12 protein-coding genes are annotated in these 11804 nt (G+C 73.3%); 6 read left to right on the top strand and 6 right to left on the bottom strand.

Going from position 1 to position 11804, the window contains the following annotated elements:
- The first annotated feature begins 199 nt into the window (after positions 1 to 199).
- The 3 genes from BDK92_RS34570 (at position 200) to BDK92_RS34580 (ending at position 2957) form a co-directional block, all read left to right on the top strand.
- Positions 200 to 1222 carry a LacI family DNA-binding transcriptional regulator gene (locus BDK92_RS34570; protein ID WP_121160514.1) on the top strand — a complete coding sequence of 341 codons (1023 nt, stop codon included), beginning with the start codon at positions 200 to 202 and terminating at the stop codon, positions 1220 to 1222.
- Positions 1223 to 1384: 162 nt separating this feature from the next.
- Positions 1385 to 1690: a hypothetical protein gene (locus BDK92_RS34575; RefSeq protein WP_121160515.1), complete on the top strand. Its 306-nt coding sequence runs from the start codon at positions 1385 to 1387 to the stop codon at positions 1688 to 1690.
- Positions 1691 to 1703: 13 nt separating this feature from the next.
- Positions 1704 to 2957: a cupin domain-containing protein gene (locus BDK92_RS34580; RefSeq protein ID WP_121160516.1), complete on the top strand. Its 1254-nt coding sequence runs from the start codon at positions 1704 to 1706 to the stop codon at positions 2955 to 2957.
- A 41-nt stretch (positions 2958 to 2998) separates the two neighbouring features.
- On the opposite strand, the gene BDK92_RS34585 is transcribed toward BDK92_RS34580, so the two are convergent.
- The 5 genes from BDK92_RS34585 to BDK92_RS34605 all read right to left on the bottom strand — a co-directional run bounded on the left by BDK92_RS34585 (position 2999) and on the right by BDK92_RS34605 (position 8058).
- A complete protein-coding gene (locus BDK92_RS34585; protein WP_121160517.1) occupies positions 2999 to 3649 on the bottom strand; it encodes a hypothetical protein in 651 nt (216 codons plus the stop codon).
- On the bottom strand, positions 3646 to 6348 hold the full coding sequence (locus BDK92_RS34590) for an FtsK/SpoIIIE domain-containing protein (RefSeq protein WP_121160518.1): 2703 nt from the start codon (positions 6346 to 6348) through the stop codon (positions 3646 to 3648). Before BDK92_RS34590 ends, BDK92_RS34585 begins: the two co-directional genes overlap by 4 nt.
- The gene (locus BDK92_RS34595; protein WP_121160519.1) at positions 6341 to 7210 is read right to left on the bottom strand and encodes a hypothetical protein; all 870 of its coding nucleotides are present in this window, start codon (positions 7208 to 7210) and stop codon (positions 6341 to 6343) included. Before BDK92_RS34595 ends, BDK92_RS34590 begins: the two co-directional genes overlap by 8 nt.
- A gap of 7 nt (positions 7211 to 7217) precedes the next feature.
- The gene (locus tag BDK92_RS34600) at positions 7218 to 7478 is read right to left on the bottom strand and encodes a hypothetical protein (RefSeq protein ID WP_121160520.1); all 261 of its coding nucleotides are present in this window, start codon (positions 7476 to 7478) and stop codon (positions 7218 to 7220) included.
- A 196-nt stretch (positions 7479 to 7674) separates the two neighbouring features.
- The gene (locus BDK92_RS34605; protein WP_121160521.1) at positions 7675 to 8058 is read right to left on the bottom strand and encodes a PIN domain-containing protein; all 384 of its coding nucleotides are present in this window, start codon (positions 8056 to 8058) and stop codon (positions 7675 to 7677) included.
- A gap of 89 nt (positions 8059 to 8147) precedes the next feature.
- Between BDK92_RS34605 and BDK92_RS34610 the strand changes: the two genes are divergently transcribed.
- The 3 genes from BDK92_RS34610 (at position 8148) to BDK92_RS34620 (ending at position 11381) form a co-directional block, all read left to right on the top strand.
- Entirely contained in the window at positions 8148 to 10712 is a 2565-nt protein-coding gene (locus tag BDK92_RS34610; RefSeq protein WP_121160522.1) for an ATP-dependent Clp protease ATP-binding subunit, read from the top strand.
- Between the two features lie 121 nt (positions 10713 to 10833).
- A complete protein-coding gene (locus BDK92_RS34615) occupies positions 10834 to 11031 on the top strand; it encodes a hypothetical protein (protein ID WP_121160523.1) in 198 nt (65 codons plus the stop codon).
- A complete protein-coding gene (locus BDK92_RS34620; RefSeq protein ID WP_121160524.1) occupies positions 11031 to 11381 on the top strand; it encodes a DUF3140 domain-containing protein in 351 nt (116 codons plus the stop codon). The genes BDK92_RS34615 and BDK92_RS34620 overlap by 1 nt, the downstream gene beginning before the upstream one ends.
- Positions 11382 to 11464: 83 nt before the next feature.
- Here BDK92_RS34620 and BDK92_RS34625 read toward each other — a convergent pair whose 3' ends face one another.
- Positions 11465 to 11701: a hypothetical protein gene (locus BDK92_RS34625; RefSeq protein WP_121160525.1), complete on the bottom strand. Its 237-nt coding sequence runs from the start codon at positions 11699 to 11701 to the stop codon at positions 11465 to 11467.
- Between the last annotated feature and the right edge of the window lie 103 nt (positions 11702 to 11804).

Below are 11804 nucleotides of genomic sequence, written 5' to 3' on the forward strand. Positions count from 1 at the left end.
CGCCGGCGCGCCCGATCGGTTAGTCTCGGGTGACGCGTTTTCCGGAACAGTTCCGTAAATTGTTGGGGAAACGCCACATCCGATCGGCGGGGCGGACCCGCGATGCGGCCGCGTTGAGTGTCTTCCGCTCGGTCACGGTGCGGCGTAACCGCGAAAGTGTTTCGGTCGTAGGCTGGAGCCTCGACGAAGGAGCTGCCCCGTGACGGTCGACGAAGGACGCAGGATCACCATCACCGCGATCGCCCAGGAAGCCGGCGTCTCGGTGCCGACCGTGTCCCGGGTGCTCAACGGTCGCAACGATGTTGCGCCGCAGACCCGGGAGCGGGTCGAGGAACTGCTGCGCCGGCACGGCTACCGGCGTCGGGCGACCCGCCCACGGGCCGGCGCGAGCCTGATCGACCTGGTCTTCAACGACCTCGACAGCCCCTGGGCGGTGGAGATCATCCGGGGCGTGGAGGACGTCGCCCACGCGGCCGGTGTCGGAACCGTCGTCTCGGCCATCCACCGCCGCTCGACCTCCACCCGGCAGTGGCTGCAGAACCTGCGCACCCGGGCCACCGACGGGGTGATCCTGGTGAGCAGCGACCTCGCCCCGCCGGTCCACGCCGAGCTGCGCCGGTTGAACGTACCGATGGTGCTGGTCGACCCGGCCGGGGTACCCACCCTGGACATTCCCACCATCGGCGCGACGAACTGGGCGGGTGGGCTGCGGGCGACCGAACACCTGCTCTCGCTCAACCATCGTCGGATCGGCTTCATCGCCGGTCCACCCCGGTTGCTCTGCAGTCGGGCCCGGCTCGACGGTTACCGGGCAGCGCTTGAGGCCGCCGGCCTTCCCGTCGACCACCAGCTGATCGCCCCCGGCGACTTCTACCACGAGTCCGGTTACTCCAGCGGCACGGCACTGCTCAACCTCGCCGACCCGCCCACGGCGATCTTCGCCTCCAGCGACCAGATGGCCTTCGGCGCGTACGAGGCGGTCCGTCGGCGTGGCCTGCGGGTGCCCGACGACGTGAGCGTGGTCGGCTTCGACGACCTGCCCGAGGCGCGCTGGTCCTCGCCACCGTTGACCACCGTGCGCCAGCCGTTGGCGGAGATGGGCCTGCTCGCCGCCCGTACCGTGCTCCGGTTGGCCCGGGGTGAGGCGGTCGACACCCCGAGGGTCGAGCTCTCCACCGACCTGGTCGTACGCGACAGCTCGGCGCCCCTGGTCCAGCGCTGACCAGGGGCGGATTCGCCTAACCACTCCCACGTCGAAGATACCGATTTAGGCTGTTTGTGGAGTGGACTGCGTCGGCGGGTTAAGGACGATCGCGCACCGGGTACCACCGGGTGCACGGCGCCCGCCGCGTGGATGGTGGGGCGACAGACCCGAGGGGGCCCGATGAGACTCGACGACGACGACATGCGGACGAGCGGCGGTGGCGCCGGCGAGGGCCCGGCCGACGGTGGGGCCAACCCCACGGGCCGTGACGGGGGTGCCGACGGAGCCGCCGAGGGTCCGGCCGACGGCGGGGCGACGGCGGGGCAGCACGATGGCGGCGCCGACGGGTCCGCCGAGGGTCCGGCCGACGGCGGGGCGACGCCCGGCCAGCACGACGGCGGCGCCGACGGCAGCGCCGAGGGCCCGGCCGACGGTGGGGCCAGCCCCGGACAGCGCGACGGCGGCGCGGACAGCGCGGCCCGGTAGCCGGGGCACGGAGATGACCGACGACGCGCCGGGCGGCCACCGCCGCCCGGCGCTCGCCCGTTGTGTGGCCCTTGCCCCGAGCAACTTCGTGGCCGCTCACTGGGGCCGTACACCGCTGCTGTCCCGGGCCGCGGAACTCGGCAACCCGGACGGTTTCACCGACCTGTTCAGCCCGGCCGACGCCGACGACCTGCTCAGCCGGCGCGGCCTGCGTACGCCGTTCCTCCGGGTCGCGAAGGAGGGACAGGTGCTGCCGGCGGCTCGTTTCACCGGTGGTGGCGGGGCCGGCGCCGAGATCGGCGACCAGGTGCTCGACGAGAAGGTCCTCGACCTGTACGCCGACGGCGCCACCCTCGTCCTCCAGGGCCTGCACCGCAACTGGCCCCCGCTGATCGACTTCACCCGCGAACTCGGCGCCGCGCTCAGCCAACCGTTGCAGGTCAACGCGTACCTGACCCCCGCCGGCAACCAGGGCTTCGCCACCCACTACGACACCCACGACGTGTTCGTGCTCCAGGTGGACGGGCGCAAGCACTGGCGGATCCACGAGCCGGTGCTCCCCGACCCGCTGGAGCGCCAGACCTGGGGCGGTCGGGCCGACGAGGTCTCCGCCACCGCCGCCGGCCCACCGGCGCTCGACGTGACCCTGGGGCCCGGTGACGCGCTCTACCTGCCCCGGGGGTGGCTGCACAGCGCGCAGGCGCAGCAGGGCAGCTCGCTGCACCTGACCGTCGGTGTCCGCGCGTTGACCCGCTACGCCCTGGTGGAGGCCCTGCTCGGGCTCGCCGCCGAGGACCAGCGGCTGCGTACCTCGCTCCCGTTCGGGCTCGACCTCGCCGAACCCGACCAGATCTCGAAGGAGCTGACCGAGACCGTCGAGGCGCTTCAGGACTGGCTCGGCCAGGCGGACCCGGCGGCGGTGGCGGCGAAGCTGCGGGAGCGGCTCTGGCCGGCCACACGTCCGGCGCCGATCCGGCCGCTCGCCCAGGCGGACGCGATCGCGGCACTCGACGCCGACTCCCGGCTCACCCCCCGCGAGGGACTGCGCTGGCAGGTCACGCCGGCCGGCGACGGTGAGCCGGACCGGATCGCGTTGCGCCTGTTCGACCGCACCATCACCTTCCCCGGACAGTGCGCGCTCGCCCTACGCGCCTTTCTCGACGGCGGTGTCTCCCGGGTCGGCGACCTGCCCGGTCTCGACGACGACGCCGACCGGATCGTGCTCGCCCGACGGCTGCTGCGCGAGGCGGTGGCCGTACCGGGGTGAGCCGGTCCGGTACGTCGGGGGTGGGGCTCCGGCGAACGGGTTCAGCGGAACAGGGCGAAGAGCGTGCCGGTGGTCAGCGCCCCGGCGACGACCACCACGGTCACCGCCCTCGGGTCCAGGCCGGCATGCCGACGGTCGGCCAGCAGTTTCGCCGGGGCCAGGCCGACCAGCGGGCCGAGCAGCGTCACCACCAGGCTCAGTACCGGCATGCCCACGGCCAGGTCGCCGCCGTACCGGACCCCGGCCGCGCGGGCGGCGAACCCCAGGGCGTACGCGAGCGCGGCGCCGAGCACACCGAAGACCGCCAGCAGTGGGTGGCTGGAGGCGGGCAGCTCGCCCGGGTGCCGGGTCCGGTCCAGCAGGTCCCGGACCCCCTCGAGCAGCAGACCCGGGTCGGTCGGCGGCCCCGGCGTCGGCACCGGGGGGTCGCCGATCCGGCGGGCGCCCGCGCCCAGGCGGTCCCGCAGGGTCTGCCACAGGTGGAGCACCTCGGCCTCGGTCAGCTCGGCCTCCTGGCCGGCCGAGGCGAGTTCCGCCTCGGCCCGACGTACCGCCTGCTCGGCGTCGCGTACCGCGCGTTCCGCGCCCGCGCACTGGCTGGCGTACCAGCTCTCGGCCTCGGCCCGCTCGGCCTCCATCCGGGCGGTCACGTCGGCGAGCCGGCGGATGAGCTGGGCGTACGTCTCGCTCATCGGGCCGGCCCGTACGGAATGATCGTCTGGCCGGTACGGTGCACCGCCCGGTCGAAGAAGAGTCCCCGCCACGGCCGGGGGTACCAGTCCGGGCCGCCCGTACCGGGATAGAGCGCCGAGCCCAGCTCCGCGCCCTGCACGTCGAGGGCCACCCAGGCGCCGATTTGGTCGGTCCGCGACGCCGGGCCGCCAAGGTCCGCCCGCATCCGGGCGACTCCCCGCCACCAGGCGAGTACGTGGGTTCGCCGCTCCGGCCCGTCGTGCAGGATCTGCCGCAGGTGTTCCAGCCCGGTACGTCCACCGGCGCGTGCGGCCAGCCGGCCGGCCGCCGCGTCGACCGCGTACAGCAGCAGGTAGTGGGGTTCACCCGGCATGGTGCCCAGGCCCAACGCGGAAGCCGTCTCACTCATCAGCTCCGGCACCGTTTCCTCGTCGTACCAGGCCGCGTCGTCGCCGAGCGCGTCGTACAGCGATCGGGCGGCCGGGTCGGCGTCCGGGTCGAGGCAGGCGATCGAGAACCGGGCGGTGCCCGGTGGGTGCTGTCGGTGCAGCGAGCGGGCCGCCGCGTCGAGTACCGCGCAGGCCTCGTCCACCCGGGTGCCGAGCACGGCCAGGTTCCGGCCGGGCGCCCGGGGCAGCCGCATCCCCGCCGAGCGGGCCTGTACGTCGATGATCTCGCCGAGCAGGGCGACCGGCCCTCGGGGGCTGCCCGCCGTACGACCTTCGGCCGACTCGTCGACCGGCCGCAGCGCGGCGAAGTCCGGGGCGTCGGCGAGTCGGGGCACCGCGTCGCCGTCGAACAACCGGGCCGGTGCGGCGTCCTGCGGGCGCATCCGCCAGAGCTGGTTCTGCAACTCGCTCCAGGTGCCCCAGTCGCTGGCGGACGGGATCTGGGCGACCTGGTTCCCCTCGACCATGCCGGACTCGGCGTTGACCACCGCGTGGTGCCGGGGCAGGGCCTGGGCGGCGTCGTTGCGTTCGGCGAGGATGCGCAGCGCCTTCGGCAACGCGATCCGGAGGGTGAACTGGGCGACCAGTGCGGGCCGCCCCCAGAGTGCTTCGATGCCGCGTACGTCCTGGGAGGCGAGGACCAGGTGGATACCCTGGGACCGGCCGCGCCGGGCCAGGTCCTCCAGCAGGTCGGCCGCCTCGCGGGCGACCGCGTCCCGGCCGGCGAGCAGCATCTGGAACTCGTCGACCACCGCCACGATCCGGGGCCAGTGCCCGTCCGGGTCGACCGAGCGCAGCTCGGCGAGCTTGGTCACCTCGTGCCGCTTCGCGGCGTCGGCGCGGCGGCGCAGTTCCTCGGCGAGGAAGCGCAGCAGGGCCAGGCCGAACTCGCGGTCGGTGTTGACGTTGATGCCGACCAGGCGCATGTGCGGCAGCCAGCTCGGGTCCCGCCGCCCCTGGGCGAACCGGGCGAAGGACACCCCCTCCTTGAAGTCGAGCAGATAGAACTCCAGCTCGGCGGGGGAGTAGCGGGCGGCCAGCGCCCCGATCCAGGCGAAGATCAGGTTGGTCTTGCCGGTGCCGGACGGGCCACCGATCAACGCGTGCGGTGGGTAGTCGCCGAGGGTGAGCAGCACCGGTCGCCCCTGCGGGCCGTCGCCGATCGGCGCGATCAGCCCGGTGGCCGAGCTTTCCTTCCACATCTGGTCGACCGGCGGCAGCAGGTCGGTGAAGGGGGACGGGGCGGGACCGGCGGTGACCGCGGCGGCGATCTCCCGGCAGGTGTCGGTGACCAGGCTTGCCGGGGGTGGCGGGTCGAGTCGTACGGGCAGCCCGGGTGCGGTCCGCAACCGGGTCAGGCCGTCGCCGACCTGCACCCGTTCCACCGTCGGCTCGTCCGGCAGTTCTATGCCCCGGACCACCAAGTGTACGCCGCAGGCGGCGCCGGTGCGGACCACCCGGTCGAGCTGACCGCGCTCGTGCCGGGAGAGTTCGTCCCCGCCGAGCAGCACCGCCACCCGCCACGGTTCGGGTCGGCGCCCGGTCGCGGCGGCCAGTTCCCGCAGCGAGCCGTACTCGCCGGCGAGCACCGTCTCGTTGATCCGGCGGATCTGGTCGACGAGATCGTCGAGGAGGCGGGCCAGTCCGCCCGGACCGACGAAGGTGAGCAGCCCGGCGGTGGAGAGGGGGGCGAAGCCGGCCAGCCCGCCGCCGAGATGCTCCGGGTCGTACCCGATCAGCCGGACGGCGCCGGGTTCGGCGCGGCCCACCGCCCGCAGCAGCAGGGCGGCGACGACCGCGTCGCAGCCCGCCCGGTCGGTGCCGGCGAGGTGTACGTGGCCCCGGTCCAGCAGCGGCACCAGTGCCGGCACCGGTTCGGCTTCGGGCAGGCGGACCGCGCCGATCCGCAGCGCACCGGCGGGTTCGTGGCGGGCCGCCGGGCTCGGCCGCCACGACGACCACGCCGTGCTGGCCGCGCCGGGTGCCGCCTCGGTCGCCGCCTCGGCGGTACGTCGGGCCAGCAGGATCAGTTCGGCGTCGTACTCGTCGGCGATCTCGGTGAGCCGGCGGTCGCGTTCGGCGCCGACGCGTTGCGGTACCCGCGCGGCGGCCCGACGGGTCCGGGCCAGCCGGTCCCGGGAGCTGTCGAGTTCGGTGCGCGCCTGTGTCAACCTGCCCCGGGTCACGCCGAGTGCATGCGACAGCATGCCGCGGACCCGGGTGACGAGCTGGGTCCGGACGTCAGCCATCGGACTCCCGCAGGGTCTGGGCGGCTACCGACTTGGCGTCTCGGCCGAGCCGGTGGAGCAGCAGTCCGGTGAGTACCCCGGCGGCGACCGCCGGATCGGCCGGATGTGGCGGCGCGGTGGGATTCCTCGGGGGCGGCATCCGGCAGACCCGGCTCAGCGCCGTCTCGAGCACCTCGGCCGGAAGGCCCGGCAGCAGGTCGCGGGCCCTGCCGGTGAGCTCGCCCCGCAGCCGGGGCAGGTCCTGCGCCCGGGGCGGGTGTCCGAGCAGTTCGGCGGCCAGGTCGCGGAGCATCGGCGGCGCCACCGCGGCCATGCCGAGTCCCACGTCGGCCGGTACGTCCCGCAGTTGGGCGTGCAGTTGGCCGCGGTCGTCGGCGCGTACCCGCTCGGCCACCCGGCGCAGCAACTCCTCGGCGTCGGTGATCTCGCGGTCGGGTTTCGCGCCGGGGGCGTCGCGTTGGCCGGTCAGCTCGGTCACCCGTACCGACCACCAGCGGTGGACCGGCCCGGCTTCGCCGCGTGGCTCGGGTACGGGGCCCGGTCCGGCGGTCGGCGGATCGTCGGTCGGTTCCCGCCGTGCGGGTTGCCCGGCGGCCGGCGGCCCGTCGCCGGCCAGCCCGATCGCGGCCAGGTACGCGGCGAACTGGTCCTGTGCCACCCGTAGCACGTGACCGGCGGTCTCGGCGTGTTCGGTGGCGGCCGACAGTTCGGGTACGCCCATCGGGTCGGACGACTCCTGCCGGACCCAACGCAGCCGGTCGGCGGCCTGTCGGAGCCGGTCCAGCGCCTCCGTCACCTGGGCCACCGGCAGTTCGTCGGCGGCGGCCCGTACCAGCGCGCCCAGTTCCTCCACGATGGACATGGGCGGCTCAGAGCGTCGAGACGTAGAGCTGTGCCTGCTCCACCGCGGCGAGGGTGGCGGAGAGACATTCCTCCAACTCCTGCGACGCCTGGGTCAGCGACGCCTGTGCGGCACTGACGGTCTCGTGCCCACTACCCTCCAACGCGCCGGCCAGCGTCTGCTGTGCCTCGGTCAGCTTCTCGCTGGCCGCCTGCACAGCGGTCTGGCCCTCGGTGATCTGCTGGAGGGCGGCATCGATGGCTGCTTTCAGCTCGGCGACGCTCGCCACGGCGAACCTCCTGGGGGCGGGCGGAGAGGGTTTTCATTAGAAGGTAATGCCCTTCTGGGGTCAACATATCCGGGTGGGCGGTTCACACCCGGCTGTCCGTTCCGGCGCGGCTTGCGGGTTTTTACGAAGTACGAGGTCGGACCAGGCGGGCCGGGATGGTGGGCAGCATTCAGTCGGATCTCCGACAGTCTGTCCGTCAGTTTTCGGGGCGGAGCCAGCGCGGTCCACGTACCTCCGCGCCCAGCGCGGTCACCCGGGAGCGCAGTTCGCGGTCGGCCGTGACCACGACGCAGCGCCGCCCCGGTGCCTCCTCCCGGACCAGGTCCACGATCCGGTCGTCGCCGGAACCCGGCGCCGGCACCACCCGGACCCGGTCGCTGCCGGGTACGTCCCGGGCCGCCCCCTCGACCACGAGCACCACCTCGAGTGGCGTCGGCAGGTCCGGCAGCCCGGTCTCGGTGAGCTCGGCCAAGGTGTCCCGCAACCGGGCCGCGGCACCGGCCCGGTCCCGCCACCAGCCGTCCGGGCGGGAACCCATCACGTTGGCGGCGTCCACCACCAGTAGCAGCTCGGCGTTCATGTGCCCAGCCTGCCACCACCGCACGTTTGTCGGGCCGGCCGCCGGGTAGGCCACGCCGACCGTGTCGCGCCCGTTGAGGGGGACCAGAGATGACGCAGCCACCCGGTGACTCCGGCGTTGACCCCTGGGACGAGTTCCTGGCCCGATACTTCGGGCGCGGCGAGGGGCGCCGGCCCGCCCACCGGGTGGACATCACCCGGCTGATGACCGCCGACGCCCGGGAACTGCTCGCCGACGCCGCCCGCCGGGCCGCCTCCGCCTCCAGCAGCGACCTCGACACCGACCACCTGCTCTGGGCCGCGTTGCAGCGCGAGCCGCTGCGTGAGCTGGTCCGCCGGGCCGGGGCCGACCCGGACGCGCTGGCCGGCGCGCTCGGCGGCCAGCAGCGCCAGGCCGAGCCCGCGCCGCACGGGCAGGTTCCGCCGAACCTCTCGCTGACCCCGGCCGCGAAGCGGGCGCTGCTCGACGCCCACCAGCTCTCCCGGGCCATGGGCGCCTCCTACATCGGGCCGGAGCACATCCTGATGGCCCTGCCGCTCAACCCGGAGTCACCGGCCGGGCGGATGCTCGCCGCCGGTCGGATCCAGCCGCAGGCGTTGCAGAACGCCAACTCGGAACGGTCCGGCGCCCCGACGCCCAAGCCGGACCGGGGCACCCCGACCCTGGACCAGTACGCCCAGGACCTCACCGACCTGGCCCGCGCCGACGAGATCGACCCGGTCATCGGTCGGGCCGACGAGATCGAACAGGCGGTCGAGATCCTCTCCCGCCGCACCAAGAACAACCCGGTGCTGATCGGTGAGGCCGGCGTCGGCAAGACCGCGATCGTCGAAGGGTTGGCCGAGCGGATCGCCGACGGGGACGTACCAAGGACCCTGCTCGGCAAGCGGGTGGTGCAGTTGGACCTGGCCGGTCTGGTCGCCGGCACCCGCTACCGGGGCGACTTCGAGGAGCGGTTGAAGAAGGTCATCGACGAGATCCGGGCCCACGGCGAAGAGCTCATCGTCTTCCTCGACGAACTGCACACCCTGGTCGGGGCCGGCGGCGCGGGCAGCGAGGGCGGCATGGACGCCAGCAACATGCTCAAGCCCGCGCTGGCCCGAGGCGAGCTACGGGTGGTCGGCGCGACCACGTTGAACGAGTACCGGCGGTACATCGAGAAGGACGCGGCACTGGCCCGGCGGTTCCAGCCGGTGCTGGTACCGGAGCCGTCGGTCGACGACACGGTGGCGATCCTGCGCGGCCTGCGTGACCGCTACGAGGCACACCACCAGGTGCGGTTCACCGACGAGGCCCTGGTCGCCGCCGCCGAACTCTCCGACCGGTACCTGACCGACCGCTTCCTGCCGGACAAGGCGATCGACCTGCTCGACCAGGCCGGAGCACGGGTACGGCTGCGTACCCGGACCCCGGACAGCGACGTACGCGACCTCGAGCGGGAACTGGAGGACCTGCGCCGGGACAAGGAACAGGCGGTCGCCGACGAGCAGTACGAGCGGGCGTCCCAGTTGCGCGACCGGCTCCAGAACGTACAGGAGCAGATCGAGGCGTCCCGTGGCGACAACGGTCGCAACCAGGTTCCCGAGGTACGGCCACAGGAGATCGCCGAGGTGGTCTCCCGGGCCACCGGCATCCCGGTCAGCCAGCTCACCGAGGAGGAACGCGACCGGCTGCTGCGGCTGGAGGGACACCTGCACGAGCGGATCGTCGGCCAGGACGACGCGGTCAACGCGGTGGCCGAGGCGGTACGGCGGTCCCGTACCGGGCTGGCGGATCCGGACCGCCCGATGGGCAGCTTCCTCTTCCTCGGCCCGACCGGGGTGGGCAAGACCGAGCTGGCACGGGCCCTGGCCGAGGCGTTGTTCGGCGAGTCCGACCGGATGATCCGCCTCGACATGAGCGAGTTCCAGGAGCGGCACACGGTCAGCCGGCTGGTCGGCGCCCCGCCCGGATACGTCGGCTACGAGGAGGCGGGCCAGCTCACCGAGGCGGTACGCCGCCGACCGTACGCGGTGGTGCTGCTCGACGAGATCGAGAAGGCGCACCCGGACGTGTTCAACATCCTGCTCCAGGTCCTCGACGACGGCCGGCTCACCGACAGCCAGGGCCGTACGGTCAACTTCCGTAACACCGTACTGATCATGACGAGCAACCTCGGTTCGGAACTGATCACCGGCACCCAGCGCAGTGTCGGCTTCGGCGGGGACGGGGCCGAGGAGGAGAGCGCCGAGCTGCGGGAGCGGCTGATGCGCCGGCTCCAGGAGCACTTCCGACCCGAGTTCCTCAACCGGATCGACGAGGTGATCATCTTCCGGCGGTTGGAGAGCGAGCAACTGCGGCAGATCACCGAGCTGCTGCTCGAGGAAACCAGGCAGCGGCTGCACGCCCAGGACATCGTCGTCGACTTCACCACCCCCGGCGTCGACTGGATCGCCGAGCACGGCTACCAACCGGAGTTCGGCGCCCGGCCGCTGCGCCGGACCATTCAGCGCGAGATCGACAACCGGCTGTCGCGGATGTTGCTGGACGGCTCGCTCGCGCCCGGTCAGCGGATCACGATCGACGCCGCTGACGGTGCGCTCACCTTCGACGTGTCGGACAGCGGCCGGGGTAGCGGCCGCAACCCGACCCCGGCGTCGGCGAGCGCCGAGTGAGGACCGACGCCGGTCGACACCGGGACCGCTGGCGGCACCGGAGTACGGGGCCAGCCGGGCCGGTACCGGGAGCGGAAATGGCCCTGGAACGGGCCACGGGGATGGCGAGGGGAGTCGGACGTTGAGTCAACCTGAGGAGATCCGGGAGAAGAGCCCGAAAACGGACGCCGTCCTGCATCCGCCGACCGCCAACCCGGACCGGACACAGCTACGGGACGAGCGGGACCGGCCGGACCGTACGGGGTCCGACCAGGAGGGGCCGGACCGGGGCGAGGACGAACCGGCGGGTACGCCGCCGACTTCCCGGAAGGAGCCGTGATGGCCCGCGAGCAGCGAGTCGAGCCCGAGGTCGAGCAGTTGTGGCAGGTCTTCCACGACCGGGTCAACGTCACCTCGGAACAGTTGCGTACCTGGTTGATGACCCAGGGGTCGGGGGAGGAGGCGTTCGGGCCGGGGCCGGATCTCAACCTGCCCGAGCCGGGCCGGCAGATCCTCGCCGTGAAGCGCAAGCGCAAGGTCGACCTGACCCCGGGCGACATCGACGTGATGCGGGAGACGGTGGACGGGATCGAGGAACTTCTCGAGGCCCGTCCCGACGGCGGCCTCTCCGACGAGGGCTGGCGCCGGTCCCTGCTCGACCTGGGGCACGACCCGATGCTCGACCACTAGACCGGGTCAGGTTCGGGCGGAACCCGAACAGGGTCCGGGCCGGACCCTGTTCGGGTTGGAACGTGTGGGCCGGGTGGCGGGGGTCAGGCGCCGCCGATGTCTGGGGCGTCGAAGCCGGCGCCCTCGGCGGCGTCCTGCCGCTCGGTCCGGAACGCCTCCTCGCGGGCCAGCAGGGCGGCGTACTCGGCCACGTCGGCCGGGGTCGGCACCTCGGGCGCCCGACGCAGGAACGCCTCCACGTCGCGGGAGGCCGCGGTGTGGGCGGCGGCGATCCGGCGGGCGTTCTCGCGGGCGTCCCCACCGGGGATCAGGTCGGTCATGTCTCTACCGGTACCCGGTTCCGGGCGGTTCGCACCTGGTCGGACCGGTAGGAGCGATCGTTGGCCACGGGGGTGGGCCACAGCCGTCGTCACCGTGGACCTG

The sequence above is a fragment of the Micromonospora pisi genome, from assembly GCF_003633685.1.
In the GTDB taxonomy this organism is placed as follows: Bacteria; Actinomycetota; Actinomycetes; order Mycobacteriales; family Micromonosporaceae; genus Micromonospora_G; species Micromonospora_G pisi.